This is a genomic window from Bradyrhizobium sp. BRP22 (assembly GCF_020194175.1).
Taxonomy (GTDB): Bacteria; Pseudomonadota; Alphaproteobacteria; order Rhizobiales; family Xanthobacteraceae; genus Bradyrhizobium.
This window is the reverse complement of record NZ_JADYVX010000021.1, coordinates 20,300-40,465: the sequence shown is the minus strand read 5'-3', so window position 1 is coordinate 40,465 and position 20,166 is coordinate 20,300. Positions and strand designations below refer to the sequence as shown.

25 protein-coding genes and 1 riboswitch are annotated in these 20,166 nt (G+C 64.0%); of the genes, 10 read left to right on the top strand and 15 right to left on the bottom strand.

Annotated features, from left to right (window positions below; all coding sequences use genetic code 11):
* Window positions 1-59: 59 nt before the first annotated feature.
* From I6F35_RS24045 to I6F35_RS24030, 4 genes are all read right to left on the bottom strand, one after another.
* Window positions 60-275: a cold-shock protein gene (locus tag I6F35_RS24045; RefSeq protein ID WP_027581161.1), complete on the bottom strand. Its 216-nt coding sequence runs from the start codon at window positions 273-275 to the stop codon at window positions 60-62.
* A gap of 259 nt (window positions 276-534) precedes the next feature.
* Window positions 535-1,395 carry a 23S rRNA (adenine(2030)-N(6))-methyltransferase RlmJ gene (rlmJ, locus tag I6F35_RS24040; protein WP_225120134.1) on the bottom strand — a complete coding sequence of 287 codons (861 nt, stop codon included), beginning with the start codon at window positions 1,393-1,395 and terminating at the stop codon, window positions 535-537.
* 172 nt (window positions 1,396-1,567) lie between these two features.
* Window positions 1,568-2,251: a ribonuclease T2 gene (locus I6F35_RS24035; protein WP_225120133.1), complete on the bottom strand. Its 684-nt coding sequence runs from the start codon at window positions 2,249-2,251 to the stop codon at window positions 1,568-1,570.
* A 110-nt stretch (window positions 2,252-2,361) separates the two neighbouring features.
* Window positions 2,362-2,832 carry a hypothetical protein gene (locus I6F35_RS24030; RefSeq protein WP_225120132.1) on the bottom strand — a complete coding sequence of 157 codons (471 nt, stop codon included), beginning with the start codon at window positions 2,830-2,832 and terminating at the stop codon, window positions 2,362-2,364.
* A 171-nt stretch (window positions 2,833-3,003) separates the two neighbouring features.
* Here I6F35_RS24030 and I6F35_RS24025 point away from each other — a divergent pair, with 171 nt between their 5' ends.
* Together I6F35_RS24025 and I6F35_RS24020 are read left to right on the top strand one after the other, a co-directional pair.
* The gene (locus I6F35_RS24025; RefSeq protein WP_027581157.1) at window positions 3,004-3,294 is read left to right on the top strand and encodes a hypothetical protein; all 291 of its coding nucleotides are present in this window, start codon (window positions 3,004-3,006) and stop codon (window positions 3,292-3,294) included.
* A gap of 25 nt (window positions 3,295-3,319) precedes the next feature.
* Window positions 3,320-3,859, top strand: coding sequence for a DUF3617 family protein (locus I6F35_RS24020; protein ID WP_225120131.1), 540 nt, complete (start codon window positions 3,320-3,322; stop codon window positions 3,857-3,859).
* Window positions 3,860-4,090: 231 nt separating this feature from the next.
* Here the strand turns inward: I6F35_RS24020 and I6F35_RS24015 are convergent, their stop codons facing one another.
* From I6F35_RS24015 to I6F35_RS24005, 3 genes are read right to left on the bottom strand one after another with little or no spacing between them, the layout of a single operon-like run.
* Window positions 4,091-5,476 (bottom strand): ATP-binding protein, encoded by a 1,386-nt coding sequence (locus tag I6F35_RS24015; RefSeq protein WP_225120130.1) that lies wholly within the window; start codon window positions 5,474-5,476, stop codon window positions 4,091-4,093.
* 11 nt (window positions 5,477-5,487) lie between these two features.
* Window positions 5,488-6,183, bottom strand: coding sequence for a response regulator transcription factor (locus I6F35_RS24010; protein ID WP_225120225.1), 696 nt, complete (start codon window positions 6,181-6,183; stop codon window positions 5,488-5,490).
* 41 nt (window positions 6,184-6,224) lie between these two features.
* The gene (locus I6F35_RS24005) at window positions 6,225-6,779 is read right to left on the bottom strand and encodes a MarR family winged helix-turn-helix transcriptional regulator (protein WP_225120129.1); all 555 of its coding nucleotides are present in this window, start codon (window positions 6,777-6,779) and stop codon (window positions 6,225-6,227) included.
* A 100-nt stretch (window positions 6,780-6,879) separates the two neighbouring features.
* Between I6F35_RS24005 and I6F35_RS24000 the strand changes: the two genes are divergently transcribed.
* From I6F35_RS24000 to I6F35_RS23980, 5 genes are all read left to right on the top strand, one after another.
* Window positions 6,880-7,050, top strand: coding sequence for a hypothetical protein (locus I6F35_RS24000; RefSeq protein ID WP_225120128.1), 171 nt, complete (start codon window positions 6,880-6,882; stop codon window positions 7,048-7,050).
* Window positions 7,051-7,105: 55 nt separating this feature from the next.
* A complete protein-coding gene (locus tag I6F35_RS23995; RefSeq protein ID WP_225120127.1) occupies window positions 7,106-8,185 on the top strand; it encodes a branched-chain amino acid aminotransferase in 1,080 nt (359 codons plus the stop codon).
* 73 nt (window positions 8,186-8,258) lie between these two features.
* On the top strand, window positions 8,259-9,758 hold the full coding sequence (hisS, locus tag I6F35_RS23990) for a histidine--tRNA ligase (protein ID WP_225120126.1): 1,500 nt from the start codon (window positions 8,259-8,261) through the stop codon (window positions 9,756-9,758).
* Window positions 9,759-9,872: 114 nt separating this feature from the next.
* Window positions 9,873-10,076, top strand: a complete 204-nt coding sequence (locus I6F35_RS23985) for a tautomerase family protein (RefSeq protein WP_225120125.1) — start codon at window positions 9,873-9,875, stop codon at window positions 10,074-10,076.
* A gap of 55 nt (window positions 10,077-10,131) precedes the next feature.
* Window positions 10,132-10,527, top strand: a complete 396-nt coding sequence (locus tag I6F35_RS23980) for a hotdog domain-containing protein (RefSeq protein WP_225120124.1) — start codon at window positions 10,132-10,134, stop codon at window positions 10,525-10,527.
* Between the two features lie 12 nt (window positions 10,528-10,539).
* Here the strand turns inward: I6F35_RS23980 and proC are convergent, their stop codons facing one another.
* Together proC and I6F35_RS23970 are read right to left on the bottom strand one after the other, a co-directional pair.
* A complete protein-coding gene (gene proC / locus I6F35_RS23975; RefSeq protein ID WP_225120123.1) occupies window positions 10,540-11,361 on the bottom strand; it encodes a pyrroline-5-carboxylate reductase in 822 nt (273 codons plus the stop codon).
* Between the two features lie 172 nt (window positions 11,362-11,533).
* On the bottom strand, window positions 11,534-12,031 hold the full coding sequence (locus I6F35_RS23970; protein WP_225120122.1) for a YbjN domain-containing protein: 498 nt from the start codon (window positions 12,029-12,031) through the stop codon (window positions 11,534-11,536).
* Between the two features lie 453 nt (window positions 12,032-12,484).
* Window positions 12,485-12,636: riboswitch (FMN riboswitch) on the top strand.
* A gap of 75 nt (window positions 12,637-12,711) precedes the next feature.
* Between I6F35_RS23970 and I6F35_RS23965 the strand changes: the two genes are divergently transcribed.
* Window positions 12,712-13,299 (top strand): 6,7-dimethyl-8-ribityllumazine synthase, encoded by a 588-nt coding sequence (locus tag I6F35_RS23965; protein ID WP_225120121.1) that lies wholly within the window; start codon window positions 12,712-12,714, stop codon window positions 13,297-13,299.
* 127 nt (window positions 13,300-13,426) lie between these two features.
* Here I6F35_RS23965 and I6F35_RS23960 read toward each other — a convergent pair whose 3' ends face one another.
* The 6 genes from I6F35_RS23960 to I6F35_RS23935 form a co-directional block, all read right to left on the bottom strand.
* Window positions 13,427-14,380: a ribose-phosphate pyrophosphokinase gene (locus I6F35_RS23960; RefSeq protein WP_225120120.1), complete on the bottom strand. Its 954-nt coding sequence runs from the start codon at window positions 14,378-14,380 to the stop codon at window positions 13,427-13,429.
* A 167-nt stretch (window positions 14,381-14,547) separates the two neighbouring features.
* Complete coding sequence (locus I6F35_RS23955; RefSeq protein ID WP_225120119.1) at window positions 14,548-15,153, bottom strand: hypothetical protein; 606 nt, start codon at window positions 15,151-15,153, stop codon at window positions 14,548-14,550.
* Window positions 15,154-15,276: 123 nt separating this feature from the next.
* Complete coding sequence (gene pgeF / locus I6F35_RS23950) at window positions 15,277-16,044, bottom strand: peptidoglycan editing factor PgeF (protein ID WP_225120118.1); 768 nt, start codon at window positions 16,042-16,044, stop codon at window positions 15,277-15,279.
* Window positions 16,041-17,102 carry an SAM-dependent methyltransferase gene (locus tag I6F35_RS23945; protein WP_225120224.1) on the bottom strand — a complete coding sequence of 354 codons (1,062 nt, stop codon included), beginning with the start codon at window positions 17,100-17,102 and terminating at the stop codon, window positions 16,041-16,043. Before I6F35_RS23945 ends, pgeF begins: the two co-directional genes overlap by 4 nt.
* 68 nt (window positions 17,103-17,170) lie before the next feature.
* Window positions 17,171-18,013, bottom strand: a complete 843-nt coding sequence (gene lgt, locus I6F35_RS23940) for a prolipoprotein diacylglyceryl transferase (protein ID WP_225120117.1) — start codon at window positions 18,011-18,013, stop codon at window positions 17,171-17,173.
* Between the two features lie 11 nt (window positions 18,014-18,024).
* A complete protein-coding gene (locus tag I6F35_RS23935; protein WP_225120116.1) occupies window positions 18,025-18,759 on the bottom strand; it encodes a dienelactone hydrolase family protein in 735 nt (244 codons plus the stop codon).
* Window positions 18,760-18,936: 177 nt separating this feature from the next.
* Between I6F35_RS23935 and I6F35_RS23930 the strand changes: the two genes are divergently transcribed.
* Both I6F35_RS23930 and I6F35_RS23925 read left to right on the top strand, forming a co-directional pair.
* Window positions 18,937-19,191, top strand: coding sequence for an accessory factor UbiK family protein (locus I6F35_RS23930; RefSeq protein ID WP_130583256.1), 255 nt, complete (start codon window positions 18,937-18,939; stop codon window positions 19,189-19,191).
* 249 nt (window positions 19,192-19,440) lie between these two features.
* On the top strand, window positions 19,441-20,148 hold the full coding sequence (locus I6F35_RS23925) for a 50S ribosomal protein L25/general stress protein Ctc (RefSeq protein WP_225120115.1): 708 nt from the start codon (window positions 19,441-19,443) through the stop codon (window positions 20,146-20,148).
* Window positions 20,149-20,166 lie beyond the last annotated feature (18 nt).

Here is a 20,166-nt window from a genome sequence, read left to right as displayed (position 1 = left end):
ACGCCGCCCGGCAAATCCTGACCGGAGAATTCAGTCCGCTTCAGCGTGAGCGCAAACGCTCACGATGAAATCACCAGATTGACCGCCTTGGGGCCTTTGCCCTTCTTGTCCGGTTCAACGTCGAACGTAATCCGTTGTCCTTCGGTCAAATCCTTCAACCCTGCGCGCTCGACAGCGGTGATGTGAACGAACACATCGCGGCCGCCGTCGTCAGGCTTGATGAAGCCGTAGCCGCGCTCTCCATTGAAGAACTTGACTGTACCAGTCATGGCCATCGGGAAACTCCTCCCCCGCATTGCACCGCCGCTACGCGTAACTCACGTAGCGGGCGACCGGACATTCGCTGCCGGAAGCTTGGCCACCTCAGCGGATCCGTGTCACGGCACCGATCCGCCTGGATTTTTCTTCGGCCTTGTCACTCCGCCGCAACCATTCGCGGAAGCGGAACGTAAAGCCAGTCCTAACGTGACAAGCATAATACGGTTCCGGGCAAGTTGCCTATGGTCGAGTGGGAGTTTTCAGCAACGGCTTTGGTCAAGGTTTGGGCGTCTCCAGCCTGAATCGGCCCGCGCCACCTTGGCCCAAGGGTTTTTCCAATTCGGGCAGGATCGTTTTGAGTTCGCCGGTCAGCGTCCAGGGCGGATTGACGATCAAGAGCCCGGTTGAGACCAAGCCGCTATCGGCTTCTCGGGGCGCGACGCTGAATTCGAGCCGCAGGCATTTGCCGGCTGGTTTGCTCTTGCCTGTCTCGGAAGCGACATGCCGCGCAAGATCGTCGGTCACGCGACGGCTTTTCGCCGGATACCACATCAGATAGCTGCCGGTCGGCCATTTCGCGAATGCCTCAGAAAAGCCTTGAGCGAGCCGCTCGAATTCGTCCTTGGCTTCAAAAGGCGGGTCGATCAGGACCATGCCGCGCCTTTCCTTTGGCGGCACGAAGGCCGGCAGCGCGGTCCAGCCATCGAGGTCAACCACCCGTGCCTGGGCGTCGCGTCGCAGCGCGTCGATCAGGTGTTTGCGTGCCGCAGGTTCGAGTTCGCAGGCGGTGAGGCGGTCCTGCGGCCTGAGCAGCGCCCGCGCGATCAAAGGCGAGCCCGGATAGGCCTTCAGTTCACCCGGCGGGCTGAAGGCCCTCACAATGTCGAGATAAGGCAGCACCAACGGCAGCGCTTCTTTCGAGAAGCGCGCCTGCATCAGCCGCGCAATTCCGGTCAGCCATTCGCCGCCGCGCCGCGCTTCGTCGGAGGTCAGATCATAGAGGCCGGCGCCGGCATGGGTATCGATGACGCGAAGCGCCGCCGGCTTTTCCTGCAGATAGAGCAGGATTCGCACCAGCACGATGTGCTTGATGACGTCGGCAAAACCGCCGGCGTGAAAGGCGTGACGATAGTTCATGCCTGATGGGTTACGACATCACGCAGATGAAAGTAACCCATGTCATGTCAGGCGAGGCGAGAGCGCTGACTCCGGATGCGTAGCTGCAGCTCAGAGCTTCTTGAGATTTCCTGATGCACAAATTGCACATTCGACGTCTGGCCCGCCGGACCATTCCGGAATGACGAGGATACTAACCACCGCGGATCGGCGGCATCACCACCTGATCGCGGCGGCAGGCACGGCGGTCGGTTTCTTCGCAGGCGCGGAATTGCATGTCCTTGCTCATGCAGATCCTGACCTCGCTCAGCCGCTTGCTGTCGCAGGTCACCGAGATTGCCGAACTGCTCAGGCCTGGATTGGCCTTGATGAAGGCTTCCTCGATCTCGGCGGGGACGACCGTCTTCGGCTCCGATAATTGCAGGAATTCCTCAGGGATCTTCACCGCGGCGCGGGCCTTGCGGATGCTTTCGAAATAGGCGCGTGCCGACAGACCCGAGCAGGTGCCGTGCTTGTCCCATTCGTTATAGATCAGCCCCGGCGCCGGCATCAGGTCGAGCATCGAGGTCATGACGTTGCGGGCCAGCCGAGGCGCGGGCCGCTGGCAATATTCCGGAAAGCCGCGCTCATATTGCGGCCAGAGCCCATGCACCACGAAGGAGTAGGGGCGTCCGCCGCATTGGACCTGCGCCCGCCCGCCATCGCCGCGTTCGGAGGCGGCCTCGCAGAAGGACGGCGACCAGGACAGCGCCAGGACGTAGAAATCGAACTCGCCCGGCGCGTTTTGCCGGCGGTCCTGGGCGCTGACCGCGCCGATCACGGCAAAAAAGGCAAGGATGGAAATCAGCAGCCGGGAAGCCAAGGCCAATCGAAACATGAAACACCCCTCACACGCGACTGCTTGCGAGCGTAGCAGGGAGAAGGAACATTTCAAGAACAAATTGTGATGCGGCGCATTGCTTGATCAGCAAGCGACGCGACGAGGGATCAGGGCCGGGCCGACTTGCAGGCGGGATTATAGGCCCAGTTGCGGTCCAGTCCGGTCACGCACCATTCGACGCCCTGACCGATGCTGGCAAATCCGCCATCCTCGATGATGGAGAAATGCACGGTGCGGACCTTGCCGTCACTCAGCACCACGTCACCGGAGCAATAGCGGCGCGGAACGTTGTCGGATTGCCAGGGCCGGAAGGTGGTCTCATGGATGCGGGAATAGGCGGTAATCACCAGCGGTGAATTCCAGTACTGGCTCTCTTTTTCCTGGAATTGAGACGCAATGGTCGGCAGCGCGGCCTCGCAAGGCGCCACCGCCCCGTCATATTTCGGCCCGGACAGCCAGAAGTTCAGCTCCAGCGGATTTGCCGCCTGCGCCGTCTGGCCGGACGCCAGCAGGCCCACCAGCAGGCCGAACGCGGCGCAGAGGCCAGTCTTGGTCGAGGAAAGAACAGTATTGCGCATGGGGAATCCGCCGGACAATCCAACGTGCGGGACGGTGCCGTGAAGCCCGGGCGAGGTCAAGTGCAGCGCGGCAACACTGGCGGAGAACTCCGCAAAACTCCGGCCCGCGATTCTTTTCACCGTCGCCGTCCCACTTTATGGTGCCGGCCAAGGATTTGAGGAGAGTCTGCAATGCGAAGGATTCTGGCCGCTGGCATGGTTGCCGCAGGCGCAATGCTGGCCGGTGCACCGGCACAGGCCGACTGGGTGCCCCCGTTCAAGGGCAACGATACCGGCGGCATCATCGCCTATTCCCTGGCGCGGCAGGCCGACGCCCGCCAGCTCGCGGTCGATCACTGCGCTTCTTACGGCAAGGTGGTGAAATTCCTCGCGGTGCAGCCCTATGAGGGCGGCTACGTCTCCTTCTCCTGCCGCTGGGTGCCTTGGGGCGCCGCCGAGCGGCCGCTGCGCACGCTTTATTGATCGGCGCTGTTACCGGCATCGCGGCATGACGCGACCTTTCGTGCTGCTCGGATCGGCTCTTGGCCTTGCCGCGTTGCTGCCGGGCACAGCGGGCGCCGTCGATCTTCCGGTCCGCAAGGCGGGCTTATGGGAGATGAAGATCGTGCGTACGGGCTCGGCCATGCCCGAAATGACGATGCAGCATTGCACCGATGAGACCACGGACAAGGACATGAGCACGGCGGTCTCGCCGATGGCAAAAGACATCTGCTCCAAGCAGGACATCCAGAAGACGGCGACCGGCTATGTCAGCGACTCCGTATGCGGCGTCGCCGGCGTCACCGTGACCTCGCATGCCGAGATCACCGGTGACTTCAACTCCGCCTACACAGTGAAGACGACGTCGCACGCCGAACACGGCAAAGCCGGCGCACCGCACGACACCACCGGCACCATCGAGGCCAAATGGCTTGGTGCCTGCAAGGCGGACCAGAAGCCGGGCGACATCATCATGGCCGGCGGCATGAGGATGAACATCAAGGACATGGAAAAGCTGAAGGGCCTGATCCCGAAGCTGCCGAAGTAGTCCTTGTCGTGGCCGGGCTGCGCTACAGCGTGCGTCCGAGCCAGCTCAGCCTTGAGATGCTAATTGCTGCGCCCTCTCCCCTTGTGGGAGAGGGCCGCTCATCCGTTGGCCACAAGTTCGTTTCGGTGAGGGGTTCTCTCCACACGCACAGGAGCTCGCCGAGACAACCCCTCATCCGGCGCGCATTGCATGCGCGCCACCTTCTCCCACAAGGGGAGAAGGGAAGAACGGTTACACCGGCACTCTCACTGTCGCCCGCAGGCCGCCCATCGGGCTATCGCCGAGCATGATGTCGCCGCCATGCGAGCGGGCGATGTCGCGGGCGATGGCGAGGCCCAGGCCGGTGCCGCCCTCGTCCTGGTTGCGGGCGTCGTCGAGCCGCAGGAACGGCTTGAACACTTCCTCGCGCATGGCGACCGGAATGCCCGGGCCGTCGTCATCGACGGTGACCGTGAGATAGCGGTGGTCGCGGTGGCCGGTGATCGAGATCGTGTTGGCATGCCGCGCCGCATTGGAGACGAGGTTGCCGAGGCAGCGCTTGAACGAGGCCGGCTTTACCGTCACGACCGGCAATCCGTGGAAGGCGACGGTCGCGGTATGGCCGTGGCGTTCGGCGTCGTTGCGCAATTCCTCGAGCGCCATCGCCATGTCGGTCGGCTGCGCGATCTCGCCGGAATCGCCGCGGGCAAAGGCGAGATAGTCCTCCAGCATCATCGACATCTCGTCGACGTCCTTGCGCATGGCGTCGATCTCGGGACCTTCGCCGAGCAGCGCGAGCTCCAGCTTGAAGCGGGTCAGGATCGTGCGCAGATCGTGCGAGACGCCGGCGAGCATCGCGGTGCGCTGCTCGATCGTGCGCTCGATGCGCGCCTTCATCTCCAGGAACGCCTGCGCCGCGCGCCGCACCTCGCGCGCGCCGCGCGGCCGGAAATTCGGTGCCTCGCGGCCCTTGCCGAAGCTCTCGGCGGCGTCCGCCAGACGCAGGATCGGTTTGATCTGGTTGCGCAGGAACAGCACCGCGACGATCAAGAGGATCGTCGATGTGCCGAGCATCCAGAAGATGAAGATCTCCGAATTCGACGCGTAGGCGGCGCTGCGCAGCGCGAAGATGCGCATGATCGCGTCGTCGAGCTGCACGCGGATCTCGACCAGGTTGGACCGGCCGACCGTGTCGATCCAGAACGGACGGCCGATCTGGCGACCGAGCTGCACCGACAGCGTCTGGTCGAGCAGCGAGAAGAACGGCTTTGGCCCGGGTGGCGGCATGTCGCCGGCGGGCAGGAAATCGACCACGAGCTGCAGCCGCTGCGCGATCCGGCGCACCTGCGCGCGGTCCTTGTCCTGCGGATAGGTCTTGTAGACGTCGATGAGGGCGGCGATGTCCTGCACGACAGCGGCGGAGAGGCGGCGCGTCACCGTGTTCCAGTGCCGCTCCATGAACACGAAGGCAACCACCGTCTGCAGCACCACCATCGGCACGATCATGATCAGCAGCGCACGGGCATAGAGGCCGGTCGGCATCCAGCTCTTGAACGCGTTTCCCATCCAGCCATTGGCCTTGGAGACGCGCTGCGAGGCGTTGCGGATCAGGCTCAGGCCCGTGTCGATCGTGCTCATGGCGAAGAGGTTTAAGGCGAGGCTACCAGGCGATAGCCGATGCCGCGTACCGCCTGAAGGAATAAAGGATTCGCAGGATCGCGCTCGATCTTGCGCCGCAGGCGATTGATCTGCACGTCGACCGCGCGCTCGTTGACGGTGCCGCCGCCGGTCAGTGCGCCGCGCGGCACGGTTTCGCCGGGGCTCGCGGCGAGGATGCGCAGCATCTCCCGCTCGCGGTCGGTCAGGTGGATGATCTCCTCGCCCTGGCGCAATTCGCCACGGTCGATATGGAAGACGTACGGGCCGAAGGCAATCTGCTCCAATGTCTGCGCCGGCGGCGGCGCGGAGCGCTTGAGGATGTTGCCGATCCGCAGCACCAGTTCGCGCGGCTCGAACGGCTTGGCCACATAGTCGTCGGCGCCGATCTGCAGACCCTCGATACGGGCTTCCGCCTCGTGCCGCGCGGTGAGCATGATGATCGGCACCGACGAGGATGAGCGGATGAAGCGCGCGAGATCAAAGCCGTTTTCGCCGGGCATCATCACGTCCAGGATCAGCAGGTCGAAATTGAGTCCCAGCAGTTTGGCGCGCGCGTCGCTGGCGCTCATGGCGGTCGTGACGCGGTAGCCTTCGCCACAGAGGAAGCGCGAGAGAAGATCGCGGATACGGCGATCGTCATCAACCAGCAGGAGGTGCGGCGCGTCGTCGGCCGGTTTGATCGGCATGCGTGTCGTCGCCGCCGCAATGGTTGCTCCCTGCGTCACGTTCACTCCCTCGTCTTCTTGGCCGCGCCGCCGAAGATCGTCTCCAGCACCTTGTCGGGATCGTCGCGGTCGATCATCGCGCGCAGGAACGCCCGCACGGTTTCGACGCCGGCCGGATCGAGGCCGGCGACCGCGCGGTTGATGCGGTCGGTCTGCAATCCTGCCAGCTTGGCCACCAGCGCTTCGCCCTTGGCGGTGGCGTAAAGCAGCCGCTGCCGCCGGTCGTTGCTGCCGGTCTTCTGCAGGATGTAGCCTTCGTCGAGCAATTGCTTCAGCACGCGGCCGAGCGATTGCTTGGTGATGCGCAGGACGTCGAGAAGGTCGGCGACCTTGAGCCCGGGATAGCGTGTGACGAAGTGCATCACCCGGTGATGGGCGCGGCCGAAGCCGAAGGCCTCCAGTTCCTGATCGGCATCGCCGACGAAGTCGCGATAAGCGAAGAACAGGAGCTCTATGATGTCCCAGCGCAAATCGCCCGTCCGCGGTCCCGGGCCGGATACGTCCGTCCCCGGGGAATCGGGCTGCGCTGCTGCCGTTGAGAAATTTATGTCAGCCATATTGACGTATCTTGGGTTCAATGTTACAAAACTGCCAGTCACGACGAAATTTTAGATCGTTTCGTCCCTGGCGATGTTTAGAACGGCCACGAGCAGACCAATGATGGAGGCTTGGGCCGCAAATTGGGACTACCGTGCGATTGTCGAGCGGCATTTCGACGAAAACATACTGGACTTCAGCATCCGGCAAAAGCATGTCCTTTCGGACATGACGGCGATGGAAACCAGCCGCAGGGCTGGTGGTGGAGCCCGGGCCGATTTAAGCCGATAGGCCGGAGAGGCTGGCGCCGGAAATCGCGCGGATTCCGACAGCGGGAAGCAAGGGAATGAGCTTGAAATTCGAAATCCAGCCTGCGGCGAATCCGACGTCCGACAAGGACCGAGCAGCAAGGCTCGTGGACCCGGGCTTCGGCCGGATTTTCACCGACCACATGGCTGTGGTCCGCTACAACCAGGCGAAAGGCTGGCATGGCGCGCGCATCGAAGCCCGCGCGAATTTCGGAATCGATCCGGCCTTGGCGGTCCTGCACTATGCGCAGGAAATCTTCGAAGGCCTCAAGGCCTATAGGCGCGACGACGGCGGCGTGAACCTGTTCCGTCCCGACGCCAATGCACGGCGCTTCTGCAATTCGGCCGAGCGCATGGCGATGCCGCCGCTGCCCGAGGCGGTGTTTATCGAAGCGGTCGAGCAACTCGTGCGCATCGACCGCGCCTGGATGCCGGGCGGTGAGGGCAGCCTTTATCTGCGGCCCTTCATGATCGCCAGCGAGGTCTTCCTCGGCGTGAAGCCGTCAGCGGAATACATCTTCGCCGTCATCGCTTCGCCGGTCGGCTCCTATTTCAAGGGCGGACCCGCGCCTGTCTCGATCTGGGTGTCGGAGCACTACACGCGCGCTGCGATCGGCGGCACCGGCGCCGTCAAATGCGGCGGCAATTACGCCGCGAGCCTGCGCGCGCAGGCCGAGGCCATCGAGCACGGCTGCGATCAGGTCGTTTTCCTCGATGCGGTCGAGCGTCGCTACGTCGAGGAACTCGGCGGCATGAACGTCTTCTTCGTGTTCGAGGACGGCTCGCTGTTGACGCCGCCGCTCGGCACGATCCTGCCGGGCATCACGAGGGATTCGATCATTGCGCTGGCGAAGGATTCCGGCACGCAGGTGCGCGAGGAAGCCTACACGATCGACCAGTGGCGCGCGGACGCCGCCAGCGGAAAACTGAAAGAGGCCTTCGCCTGTGGCACCGCGGCCGTCATCTCGCCGATCGGCAAGGTGTGTTCCACGAAGGGCGATTTCCTCATCAATGGCGGCAACGCCGGCGCTGTCGCGATGGGGCTGCGCAAGAAGCTGGTCGACATCCAGTACGGCCGCACCGCCGACCCGCACAACTGGATCAGAAAGGTGCTGTGACCGGCGGCGGAATCATTCCGCCGCTTTCGGCGTGACGGTTGCCGCATTCTCCATCCGCTGGTAAACGCGCGCCATGGCCGACAAACCCAAAAAACCGCAGAAGCTGAAGGCGCGGCTGCCGCGCGGGCTGGAAGATCGCGGGCCGACCGCGATCGCCGCGACGCGGCGGATGACCGAGACCATCCGCGAAGTGTTCGAGCGCTACGGGTTCGAGCCGGTGGAGACGCCGGCGATGGAATATACCGACGCGCTCGGCAAATTCCTGCCCGACCAGGACCGCCCCAACGAGGGCGTGTTCTCGTTCCAGGATGACGACGAGCAGTGGATCTCGCTGCGCTACGACCTCACCGCGCCGCTCGCCCGCTACGTCGCCGAGAATTTCGATCACCTGCCGAAGCCCTATCGCAGCTACCGCGCCGGCTACGTCTTCCGCAACGAGAAGCCCGGCCCCGGCCGCTTCCGCCAGTTCATGCAGTTCGACGCCGATACGGTGGGCTCAGGCTCGCCGGCCGCCGACGCCGAGATGTGCATGATGGCAGCGGACACCATGGAGGCGCTGGGCGTTCCGCGTGGCAGCTATGTGGTGAAGGTGAACAACCGCAAGGTGCTGGATGGGGTGCTGGAAGCAATTGGCCTCGGCGGTCCCGAAAACGCCGGGCGAAGGCTGACTGTTTTGCGCGCGATCGACAAATTTGATCGGCTGGGCGAAGACGGAGTGCGCGCTCTGCTCGGCGAAGGTCGTAAGGATGAAAGCGGTGACTTCACCAAAGGTGCCGGTTTGGAGGAGACTGCGATCACCCGTGTGCTCGCTTCTACTTGTCCCGAAACGGGTACTAATGAAGAAATTATCACGAAGCTTACGCTCGTATCGGGCTCAGTGATTGGCGAGGAGGGGATCAGCGAGCTTGCGAATATTTCGCAGCTAGTTGCCACTTCTGACTACAGCGATCGCATCCGCATCGATCCTTCCGTTGTCCGCGGTCTCGAATACTACACCGGCCCGGTCTACGAAGTGGAACTCCTCCTCGACACCAAGGACGAAAAAGGCCGCCCCGTGCGCTTCGGCTCCGTCGGCGGCGGTGGTCGCTACGACGGCCTCGTTTCACGCTTCCGCGGCGAGCCGGTGCCGGCGACAGGGTTCTCGATCGGCGTGTCGCGGCTGCAGGCGGCGCTGACGCTGCTCGGCAAGCTCGATACGCGGCCGCAATTTGGGCCGGTGGTCGTTACTGTGTTCGATCGCGAGCGGGTCGCGGATTATCAAAAAATGGTCGCGCAATTGCGTAGCGCCAACATCCGCGCCGAGCTCTACCTTGGCAACCCCAAGAACATGGGCAACCAGCTCAAATATGCCGATCGCCGCAACTCGCCTTGCGTCATCATCCAGGGCTCGGATGAAAGGTCGCGCGGCGAGGTGCAGATCAAGGACCTGATCGAGGGCGCGAAGGCTGCGGCTGCGATCGCTTCGAACCAGGAATGGCGCGAAACACGTCCGGCGCAGTTCTCCTGCGCGGAGGCCGATCTCGTCGCGAAAGTTCGCGAAGTGCTGGCGCGGCATGACGTGACGTGGGGATAGCCATTCGCTCGGGACGTTGCGTCCGGCCTTGTGTCTGATATCCGCGTCTTGTTTGATACGAGAGGTCACTGATGGCCGCCCGGCCATGACGGACGCGAAAAGGGAGAGACAGAGATGCCTGAGATCACCGTGAGCATGGCCGCCGGCCGCACCGACGAACAGAAGGCCGGCATGATGCGCGACATCACTCAGGCGCTGGTCAAGAATCTCGGCGTCGACGCCGAAGCCGTTGTGATCCAGATCAACGAAGCGCCGCTCACCCACAAGATGAAGGGCGGCAAGACCTTCGTTGAGCGCGCCGCCGCGGCGAAGAAGTAGTTCTCTGTCGTCCCCGGCTCAGGGCCGGGGCGACGGCGTTATATTGAAGGCCTTCATGGACGCCCGCGACGCCATCAAGATCGGCATGAGCGCCGAGCGCATCCTCGTGGTGCGGCCCGAGCGCACCGTCGGGCATTTCGTGCCCGGCATGCCGATGGTCTACGCCACGCCGATGATGATCCTGGAGGTGGAGATGGCCTCCGGTGACGCCATCCGAAGTTGTCTTCAACCCGGCTGGGTCACTCTCGGCACCGAAGTCGACATCCGCCATCTCCGGGCTGCGCCGGTCGGCGCATCGATACGAACGACGGCAAGGGTCATCGCGGTCGAGCGCCGCGTGATTCGCTTCGAGGTCGAAGCCTTTCACGGCGAGCGCAAGATCGGCGATGGCCGCCACGCCCGCGGCCTCGTCAATGTCGAGAATTTTACCAGGCGGCTGGCGGGGCAGTAGGCGCGTCGGTCGCTACTTCGCCAATTCCTTTGATCGCTTGGTCGCGGCCGCAATCGCGCGGATCATCAGCGGGCGCAGGCCGTCGGCGGCCATCAGCACCTCCAGCGCTGCGGCGGTGGTACCGCCCGGCGAGGTGACGTTCTGCCGCAGGGTCGCCGCCGGCAAGTCCGAGCGGTGCAGCAATTCGCCGGAGCCCGCGACGGTCGCGCGCGCCAGCCTCGCGGCGAGTTCTTCCGGCAAACCGGCCTCGATGCCGGCGCGCGCGAGCTCTTCGGCGAGCAGGAAAATATAGGCTGGACCGGAGCCCGAGACCGCGGTCACGGCATCCATCAGGTCCTCGTCGTCGACCCATTCCACCGCGCCAGTGGCGCGCAACAGCGCATCCGCGGTCGCGCGCTGTGTTGCGCTGACTTTGTTCGCCGCAACCGCGACCGTGATGCCGCGACCGATCGAGGCCGGCGTGTTCGGCATCGCGCGCACCAGCGCGCCGCCACAGACTTCTTCGAGCGAGGCGATCGTCGTTCCGGCCATGATCGAGACCACAAGCGTCGAAGGCGCGACAAGCGATTTCAGCGCCGCACCGGCGCTGCGGAACGATTGCGGCTTGACCGCGACCACCAGCGTGTCGACATGGCCTTCATCCTTGGGATTGAGACGGACGCCTTGCGTCGCGAGCGCACTGATCTCCGCCGATGGCTGCGGGTCGATCACAATGACGCGCCCGGCATCGAGGCCTCCGGCGAGCCAGCCGGTCAGCATTGCTCCACCCATCTTGCCTGCGCCGGCAAGCGCGATGGTGCCGGTGATCTGCTGCAAAACGCTGTCGTTGCTCAAGGGCGTCACCACCACTCTCGTCGTCCCGGGCTTGACCCGGGACCCATAACCACCGGTGGTTCTAGTAAGGCGTTGAACCCGCGACAAGCATTTTAGCTGAATGCGGGCGTCACACGGTATGGGTCCCAGCTCAAGGCCGGACGACAGCGGGTCCGCGGATGCGGCGTGTTCCCTAAGCCTCGCCCTCGGTCTCGAACATCGCGGCGTTCATCGCTTCCGCCGCGGTCTTGCCGGCCCACACCACGAACTGGAATGCCGGGTAGTAGCGCTCGCAGGCATGGATCGCGCCGACCAGCATGCTCTCGCATTGCGCGGTCGATGCGTTCAGCCCGCCGGGCAGCACCAGCGCCTGGCGGTGCATGATCATGCCGGTATGGGTCCATAGATCGAAATGGCCGATCCACAATTGCTCGTTGATGGCGGCGATCAGCCGCTGCGCCTCGGGGCGGCGCGCCGGCGGAATCTTCATGTCGAAAGCGCAGGCGAGATGCAGCGCCTCGATCTCGCTCATCCAGGTGAAGGAGAGCTGATAGTCGGTCCAGTCGCCCTTGGAGACGATCGTGACTTCGTCGCCGGCGCGCTCGAACGCCCAGTTGTTATCGGCCGCAATATCCTCGACCACCGCGAGCGGATGGTTCTCGGAATCGATTATGCCTTCGAGGAGGGACATGCCGTCTCGACCCTTGTTCTTCTGAGTTTGTTGGTACGCACGCGGAAGGCCGGCCTGCACCAGATAACGCATGGTTGCCGACTGCAGGCCCCTCCATCGCCTTCCCGATCGCTCCGAGGCTTGCCAGGATGAAGTGATGTGATTTGCGGAATCTGCGCAACCGGGCCCCGAGTCCGTCCACAGCCAAAGGCGCGCTCGTCCACAGCTCAAAGCAGCCATAATTATTAACGCGAGAACAAACCGGAATCGGATTTGCGCATTCGTCGCAATCGTTAACGCGTTCGGCTCGGGCGAGGGCACGTGGGAGTCGCCAAGAGGGGCGCAAGAGACCGTCAAGGGGTCACCAAGGCTCGCGTCGGGCACATGGGGAACATGCCGATTCGCCATGCCAAGGCGCTTGCCGCGCGCCGGGGTTTGGCAATAGCTTTGGGAAGGTCGTCCATTCCGGGCGGTCGATGTTCTCAGGGCGGGGTGAAAGTCCCCACCGGCGGTAAGGGCCTGATGGCCCAAGCCCGCGAGCGCCTTTCTCCTCCAGGGAGGAAGGGTCAGCAGATTCGGTGCAACTCCGAAGCCGACGGTCAAAGTCCGGATGAAAGAGAACGGTTGCGGCAGCCTCGCCATCGCGCGTGGCTACAGTCGTTTTCCGTATGCCCTGATTCTGGTCCTGAAAGAGGAAAGCCATGAATCAGATGTTGCAAGAAGCCGAAGTCCAAACTCCCGAAGCCGAAGAAGTCCAGTCGCCCGCGGCCGCCGCGCCGACAACATCAGAGCTGCCGCCGGCGCCCACCTATCCGCGTTTCGTCAAGCCGCAGCGGGTTGCGTTCGTGCAATCGTCCTGGCATCGCGACGTGGTGGAGGAATGCCGCATCGCCTTCCTCGCCGAGATGGAGGCGCGCCACGTCACCAATATCGACGTGTTCGAGGTGCCCGGCTCGTTCGAGATTCCGCTGCATGCGCAGATCCTCGCCAAGACGCGCCGCTACACGGCGATCGTCGCCGCGGGCCTCGTCGTCGATGGCGGCATCTACCGCCACGAATTCGTCGCCGACACCGTGATCAAGGCGCTGATGGACGTGCAGTTGCGCACGGAGGTGCCGGTGTTCTCGGCCGTGCTGACGCCGCAGCAGTTCCATGAGACCGAGGTGCATTACGATTTCTTCCGCAAGCATTTCGCCATCAAGGGCGTCGAAGTCGCGGAAGCCTGCGCCAACACGCTGCACAGCCTCGAGCGCCTGCGTGGCCAGGTCGCCGCGGGGATCGTGGGGTAACAGACGCCGTCATTCCGGGATGCGTGCGAAGCACGCAGGCCCGGAATCCATTGAGCACGTCTTCCGTGGTCAAATGGATTCCGGGCTCGCGCTGACGCGCGCCCCGGAATGACGGGGCTTGGGATGTTTAGTCGAACAAACTCGACACCGACTCTTCCGCAGCGGTGCGGGCGATCGCCTCGGAGATCAGGCCGGCGATCGAGAGGGTGCGGATGTTGGCGGAATTCCTCACCGCCTCGGTCGGCAGGATCGAGTCGGTGATGACGAGCTCTTTCAGCTTGGACGAGGCGATGCGCGCTGCGGCGCCGCCGGACAAGACGCCATGGGTGATATAGGCGAACACTTCCTTGGCGCCGTTGGCGATCAGGGCGTCGGCCGCGTTCACCAGCGTGCCGCCGGAATCCACGATGTCATCGACGAGGATGCAGGTGTAGCCGGCGACATCGCCGATCACGTTCATCACTTCCGATTCGCCCGGCCGCTCACGACGCTTGTCGATGATGGCCAGCGGCGTGTTGATGCGTTTGGCGAGGCCGCGCGCGCGGACCACGCCGCCGACGTCGGGCGACACCACCATCACATTGCTCAGCGCGAAGCGGTCGCGGATATCGCGGACCATCACCGGCGAGGCGTAGAGATTGTCGGTCGGGATATCGAAGAAACCCTGGATCTGGCCGGCATGCAGATCGAGCGTCATCACGCGGTCGGCGCCGGCATGGGTGATCAGGTTGGCGACCAGCTTCGCCGAGATTGGGGTACGCGAGCCCGATTTGCGGTCCTGCCGCGCATAGCCGAAATAGGGCACGACCGCCGTGATGCGGCGCGCGGAAGCCCGGCGCAGCGCGTCGGTGATGATCAGGAGTTCCATCAGATGGTCGTTGGCCGGAAACGACGTCGACTGCAGGATGAAGACATCGGAGCCGCGGACGTTTTCCTGGATCTCGACGAAGATCTCCATATCAGCGAAGCGCCGGACCACCGCCTTGGTCAGGGACATCCCAAGCCCGTCGGCGATCTGCTGCGCCAGCACAGGGTTGGAATTGCCAGCTACCAGCTTGATTGCGCCGTTCTTGGCCGACATGGACGCTTCTCCCCGGGGTTTGCTCGATACCATGTCCAACATCTCAAGTACCTACAGAACCGGCGGGTTTCGATGGGCGACGAGATATCAGGGGGATGACGCAGCGGCAACCCGTCACACCCGTTATCCCGGCCAAAAAATGACAGCTTTTTGACTATCCCGAACGTTTAGTTAGCGCTGTAGCCGAGAGCTACCGCCCCGGATTCTTCGGGTGCGGGAGCGCTCGCGACCGCAGGTCCCTGCCGGCTGGGTGCCGAGGCGGGTGGCCGCGCGTCAGTCGGGCCGCCATTGATCATATTGCTGAGACCGCTCAAGCCCGCTTGTGCGATCTTGCGCAGGACAAGGTCGTCGGCGGAAGCCCATGCGTCACGGCCCGACTTGCCGGCCGCTTCTTCGCCGGAGAGACGCAGCGCGCGCTGCTGGTTGGCGTCATAGACGTCCCAGACCCAGGCGATGACAGTCTTGCCGCGCACGACCTGCGCCGAGAGATAGCTGCGCACGCGGTAGGCGGCCGTACCTTCGCGCGAGACGATCGCGAGATCGCGGAGTTTCGATTCGCTGTCCAGCACGCCCACCATGCGGTCGAACACCTGCGGCGGCGGGCCGTCGATCGATTCGAACGCGACCGTCGAACCGCTCGCGCCGGCCATCGCATAGGAATTGCTCGCCGCGCCACTGTTGGCGCAACCGCCGAGCGCGCAGGCCGCGAGCAGCAACGTTGCGGCCATCGCGGCGCGCGTAATTCGGGACAGGGTGACGATGGTGTCGCTCATCATCCCCCGGATATCGTTAAAATACGTTAAGGTCTAGGGCGTCGCGGCCACAGCGCTTATTCGGCAGATTCCGGACATTGATCGAAATTTTCGTTGAAGTTTAAGCACTTGCGCTGGCTGCAGTCATTTTTCCAGGGCGATGGCGTGAACGTGGCGGCCATAATCGCCTTCCTTCCGATGCACCGAGCGGCGGTAGCTGTAGAAGCGCTCGTCCGAATAGGTGTCGATGCCGGTGTCGTCAATCATCAGGATACCGGCGTTCTCCAGCCGCATCCGAATGTAACCGCCGAGGTCGAACATGGCATGCCCTTCGCGTTCGCCGGGCAGGAAGAACAGGGCGTTGTCCGCATCGGCCTCCAGAAAGCGCGCAACGAATTCGGGCCCCACTTCATAGGAGGGCTGGCGGATCAGGGGCCCGATCGCGGCGACGATGCTACCGCGGTCGGCACCTAGCCTTTCCATCGCCTTGACGGTGGATTCCAACACGCCGGTGAGCGCGCCCTTCCAGCCGGCATGGGCCGCGCCGATCACGCGCGCATTCGGATCGACAAACAGGATCGGCCCGCAGTCGGCCGCGGTGACGCCGATCGCAAGGTTCTCATTGCGGGTGACAATGGCGTCGGCCTTCGGCCGCGCATTGCTCGCCCATGGCGTGGTTGCGACCACGACATCGGGCGAATGCACCTGATAGAGCGTGAGCAGGCGATCGGGTTGAACGCCCATGCGCTCGGCCATGCGCCGGCGGTTTTCCGCGACGTTGTTGGCATCGTCATTGGAGCCGATGCCGCCGTTGAGGCCGGCATAGATCCCTTCGGACACGCCGCCTTCGCGCGAGAAGAAGGCGTGGCGCAGGCCGGGAACGGCTGAGAGCAGCGGGGAAGCCAGGGTCATGAACGTGCCGCATCCTGTGGGTAGTCGCTCAGGCCCGCGATCGAGGCGAGCTCCGGGTCGGAGATCGCCATGGCCTTGAACATCGAGCCCATGCCGCCGCGGCCGCTGTCGGTCAATCGTCTCAGTGCGCCGGCGATCTCGGAGGCGACTTCGGGCGTGGCCTTGGCCATCAATCCCGCAGCGCGCGCCTCGATGCCGAGGCGCTTCAAGAATTCGCCCTGCGTCACCGGACCGTGGACGCGTGCGCCGACATCTTCGGCGGCGCGTGCCAGCGCCTGGAAATCGACATGGGCGGTGACGTCGGCCTGGCCCGGATTCTTCAGGGGATCGGAAAAACTGTGGCGGGCGATGGCCTGGAAGGTGTCGCCGGCGTCGCTGCGCATGTGGCCGTAGTCGATGATCAGCGCCGCGCCGTCCTGGTCGCGCACGCGGCTGGCGAGCTTCATGATCTCGGTGTCGGGCCGCCATTCGAACACCGCACCTAAGGGCGCGGCGCGCACCAGCGGCGGCAGCAGCACCTCGAAGCGCGGCATCGGCTCGGGCGCGGCGCCGAATGCGAGGTTGCCATTGCTGTCGAGCTGGATCACGCGTTCGTGCCAGCCGTTCTCGCGCCTCACCACCTGGTGGATCGGCAGCACGTCGAAATACTCATTGGCGAGGATCACCGCCGGGCCGTCGGGCACATCGTCGATGCTCGCGTGCCAGGTGATGTCGCCGACATTGCCCAAGGTCGCGCGTTGCTTCTCGCGCAGCACCGGATTGATCTCGACCAGATGCACGCTGAGCGCCTGATAGAGCGGCGGCAGCACCCGCAGCGCCCGCAGCGCATCCGCCATCATGGTGCCGCGGCCGGGGCCGATCTCGACCAGCCGCAGCAAGTCAGGCGAACCGATCGCACGCCAGATCGAGGCGGACCACAGACCGAGGAGCTCGCCGAACATCTGGCTGACCTCGGGCGCGGTGGTGAAATCGCCTTCACGGCCCAGCGGGTCGCGCGACACGTAATAGCCGTGCTCCGGATGCATCAGGCATAGTTCCATGTAGCGCCAGACCGGCATCGGGCCGGATGATTTGATGAGCTTCTTGATCTCGGACAGCAGGGGCGAAACTTTGGTCACATCCAGCCTTAAATCGAACTCGGTACCGGCTGCGGCGCCCTGCGGCGCCAAGCCATCACGACCATGATAATGCCGACAATAACCATCGGCACCGACAACAGCATTCCCATGGTTAGCCCGCGCCACAGGAATCCGAGCTGCGGGTCGGGCTCGCGGAAGTGTTCGCCGATGATGCGGCCGATGCCGTAGATCAAGATGAAGCTGCCGAGCACCAGGCCGGGCCGCTTCAATGCACCCATTCGGATCATCACCGCCAGTATCGTGAACAGCAGGATGCCCTCGAGCCCCGCTTCATAGAGCTGGCTCGGATGCCGCGGCAATGGCCCGCCATTGGGAAACACCATAGCCCAGGGCAGACTTGGATCGGCGGGCCGGCCCCACAATTCGCTGTTGATGAAGTTGGCGAGCCGGCCGAGGAACAAGCCGATCGGCGCGACCGCGGTGGTCATGTCGCCGAGCGACAGGATCGGGACGTGGTTCCGGCGTGCAAACCACATCACTGCGACCACGCAGCCGAGGAAGCCGCCATGGAAAGACATGCCGCCCTTCCACAGTTCGAAGATCTCGGCGGGATGCTGGACGAAAAAGGGCAGGTTGTAGAACAGCACATAGCCGGTACGGCCGCCGACGATGATGCCGAGCGTGACCCAGAGGATGAAATCGTCCATCTGGACGAGCGTGATCGGCGCCGGGCCGCCCCACAATTTCTCGTTCTTGATCATCGCCCGCGCATAGATCCAGCCGAGCACGATGCCGCAGATGTAGGCGAGCGCGTACCAGCGGATCGCGATCGGTCCGATCGAGATGGCGACCGGATCGAACACGGGGAAATCGATCAAGAGGAAGGGCATCGCACCTCAGGCTATGCGGATAGATTGCGGCGATAGAGCGCCAATAGCCGCTCCCAGTGCTGCTCGGCTGCATCACGATGATAGACCGGACGTTTCGGGAAGGCGAAGCCGTGATGGGTGGCGGGATAGATCTCGACCTCGTTGTTCGATCCCTTCATGCCGGCCTGCACTTTTTCGATGATCTCCATCGGTGCGTAGATGTCGGTTTCGGCGCAGGCGAAATAGAGCTCGGCCTTGGTCTTCCCGGCCGCCAGGTGCGGACTGTCGGGCTGATCGGTCGCCAGATGCGTGCCGTAGACCGAGGCGGCGGCCTTGACGCGATCGGTGAAATGCGTCGCCGCATTGATGGCGTAGCGCCCGCTCATGCAATAGCCGACGGTGCCGACGAGGCGCGTGTTCGCGGCGGCCTGGCCCTCGGCATAGGCGAGCAGAGCCCTGGTGTCTTCCATCACCATGGGGATGTTGATCGAGTGCATCAATTCGAACATGCGCTTGCGCTCGGGCGATTCCGGATCGGGATTGATCGGCCCGAGCTCCATCACGCCGGCGCGGTAATAGAGGTTCGGCAGCATCACGTAATAGCCTGACGTGCCGAGCCGGCGCGCCATGTCGCGCAGCTCTTCGCGGATCGCCGGCGCGTCCATATAAAAGATGATCACGGGGAATGGGCCGCCGCGTTCGGGATGGGTGATGAAAGTGGTGGTCCTGCCGTCCTTGGTGGGGATATCGATCTGCTGGTCGATCATGGGCGTTTCTTTGGTTCGTGATTCTTCGTCCTTGGGCGTTGAATACGATTGCAAGGAAACCGGAGCATGACAAGGCAAGCGCCATCATGGGTCGTTTGCGGTCTTGAACCACGCGCTTTTGATTGCCATTGTCTTGATCGCCCAAGCTTGATCGCCCACGGGAGCGCGGAGCGCCAGATGACCCAGACCACGAACCGGTTTTTCGACGAGATCGGCCGCCTCATGAATGACGCCGCCGGCGCCGCCCAGGGCGTCAAGCGCGAAGTCGACTCGGTCATGCGCAACCAGGCCGAACGCGTCCTGCGCGACCTCGACGTCGTGCGGCGCGAGGAGTTCGAAGCGGTGAAGGACATGGCCCGCCTGGCGCGCGAGGAGAACGAGGCGCTGAAGGCGCGGATCGCAGCGCTGGAGGCCAAGCTCGGAGGGACCTGATCCCGTCCGCAGCCCGGGTGGAGCGCAGCGCAACCCGGAACCGTCGCCAGACCTAGTTTCCCCGGGTCACGCTTGCTCCACCCGGACTACGGATTCCCTTCGGCTCGCCCATTCTCCTTGTCATTTCGGCCCTTTGGGGCTAAAAGCCCGCCACGTCCGCAGCCCCCGCACCCCTGGAGGCTTGCTGCGGCGCGCGAAACGGGGCCGCGATGCGGCCTTTAACTTTTTGCAAAACAAGGACTTAGACTGATGGCGACCGTCAAGGAATTGAAGGCGACCGCACGTCCGAAGAGCGGCAAGGGGGCCGCCCGGGCTGAGCGTCGCGCCGGGAGAGTTCCCGGAGTGATCTATGGTGACAACAAGCCCCCGCTGCCGATCTCGGTGGATGATCGCGAGCTGCGCCAGCGCATCCTCGCAGGCCGGTTCCTGACGACGCTGTTCGACATCGATCTCGAGGGCAAGAAGCACCGCGTGATTCCGCGCGACTATCACCTCGACCCGGTGAAGGACTTCCCGCTTCATGTCGATTTCATGCGGCTCGGCGAAGGCGCGACCATCCGCGTCAGCGTCCCCCTGCATGTCATCAACGCGGAAACGGCGCCCGGCGTGAAGCGCGGCGGCACCGTCAACATCGTCACCCACACGATCGACCTCGAATGCTCGGTCGAAAACATTCCGCAGTACATCGACGCCGATGTCGGCGCGCTGGAAATCAGCTACTCGCTGCATCTGTCCGACATCAAGCTGCCGAAGGGCGTGAAGGCGCTGTCGCGCGAGGACGCCACGCTGGTGACCATCGTGCCGCCGTCCGGCTATGCCGAAGAACAGAAGGCGGCTGCCGCAGGTGCGGCCCCGGCGGCAGGCGCTGCGGCTCCGGCCGCGGCTGCTCCGGCGGCGGGTGCTGCGGCTCCGGCGGCGGGTGCTGCCAAGGCGCCGGCCGGCGACAAGAAGAAGTAAGCGGACGCGGGATGCCGC

What these genes read in the sequence shown, in the direction of transcription:
- I6F35_RS24010 (WP_225120225.1), bottom strand. Translation starts at nt 6,183, where the DNA reads ATGCCGATCAAACCGGCCGACGACGCGCCGCACCTCCTGCTGGTTGAT.
- I6F35_RS23930 (WP_130583256.1), top strand. Translation starts at nt 18,937, where the DNA reads ATGACCCAGACCACGAACCGGTTTTTCGACGAGATCGGCCGCCTCATG.
- I6F35_RS23985 (WP_225120125.1), top strand. Translation starts at nt 9,873, where the DNA reads ATGCCTGAGATCACCGTGAGCATGGCCGCCGGCCGCACCGACGAACAG.
- I6F35_RS24030 (WP_225120132.1), bottom strand. Translation starts at nt 2,832, where the DNA reads ATGCGCAATACTGTTCTTTCCTCGACCAAGACTGGCCTCTGCGCCGCG.
- I6F35_RS24000 (WP_225120128.1), top strand. Translation starts at nt 6,880, where the DNA reads ATGATGGAGGCTTGGGCCGCAAATTGGGACTACCGTGCGATTGTCGAG.
- I6F35_RS23995 (WP_225120127.1), top strand. Translation starts at nt 7,106, where the DNA reads ATGAGCTTGAAATTCGAAATCCAGCCTGCGGCGAATCCGACGTCCGAC.
- I6F35_RS24025 (WP_027581157.1), top strand. Translation starts at nt 3,004, where the DNA reads ATGCGAAGGATTCTGGCCGCTGGCATGGTTGCCGCAGGCGCAATGCTG.
- I6F35_RS24020 (WP_225120131.1), top strand. Translation starts at nt 3,320, where the DNA reads ATGACGCGACCTTTCGTGCTGCTCGGATCGGCTCTTGGCCTTGCCGCG.
- I6F35_RS23925 (WP_225120115.1), top strand. Translation starts at nt 19,441, where the DNA reads ATGGCGACCGTCAAGGAATTGAAGGCGACCGCACGTCCGAAGAGCGGC.
- I6F35_RS23935 (WP_225120116.1), bottom strand. Translation starts at nt 18,759, where the DNA reads ATGATCGACCAGCAGATCGATATCCCCACCAAGGACGGCAGGACCACC.
- lgt (WP_225120117.1), bottom strand. Translation starts at nt 18,013, where the DNA reads ATGCCCTTCCTCTTGATCGATTTCCCCGTGTTCGATCCGGTCGCCATC.
- hisS (WP_225120126.1), top strand. Translation starts at nt 8,259, where the DNA reads ATGGCCGACAAACCCAAAAAACCGCAGAAGCTGAAGGCGCGGCTGCCG.
- pgeF (WP_225120118.1), bottom strand. Translation starts at nt 16,044, where the DNA reads ATGACCCTGGCTTCCCCGCTGCTCTCAGCCGTTCCCGGCCTGCGCCAC.
- I6F35_RS24015 (WP_225120130.1), bottom strand. Translation starts at nt 5,476, where the DNA reads ATGAGCACGATCGACACGGGCCTGAGCCTGATCCGCAACGCCTCGCAG.
- I6F35_RS23970 (WP_225120122.1), bottom strand. Translation starts at nt 12,031, where the DNA reads ATGTCCCTCCTCGAAGGCATAATCGATTCCGAGAACCATCCGCTCGCG.
- I6F35_RS23965 (WP_225120121.1), top strand. Translation starts at nt 12,712, where the DNA reads ATGAATCAGATGTTGCAAGAAGCCGAAGTCCAAACTCCCGAAGCCGAA.
- rlmJ (WP_225120134.1), bottom strand. Translation starts at nt 1,395, where the DNA reads ATGAACTATCGTCACGCCTTTCACGCCGGCGGTTTTGCCGACGTCATC.
- I6F35_RS23980 (WP_225120124.1), top strand. Translation starts at nt 10,132, where the DNA reads ATGGACGCCCGCGACGCCATCAAGATCGGCATGAGCGCCGAGCGCATC.
- I6F35_RS24005 (WP_225120129.1), bottom strand. Translation starts at nt 6,779, where the DNA reads ATGGCTGACATAAATTTCTCAACGGCAGCAGCGCAGCCCGATTCCCCG.
- I6F35_RS23955 (WP_225120119.1), bottom strand. Translation starts at nt 15,153, where the DNA reads ATGAGCGACACCATCGTCACCCTGTCCCGAATTACGCGCGCCGCGATG.
- I6F35_RS24035 (WP_225120133.1), bottom strand. Translation starts at nt 2,251, where the DNA reads ATGTTTCGATTGGCCTTGGCTTCCCGGCTGCTGATTTCCATCCTTGCC.
- I6F35_RS23945 (WP_225120224.1), bottom strand. Translation starts at nt 17,102, where the DNA reads ATGCCGGTCTGGCGCTACATGGAACTATGCCTGATGCATCCGGAGCAC.
- I6F35_RS23960 (WP_225120120.1), bottom strand. Translation starts at nt 14,380, where the DNA reads ATGTCGGCCAAGAACGGCGCAATCAAGCTGGTAGCTGGCAATTCCAAC.
- I6F35_RS24045 (WP_027581161.1), bottom strand. Translation starts at nt 275, where the DNA reads ATGGCCATGACTGGTACAGTCAAGTTCTTCAATGGAGAGCGCGGCTAC.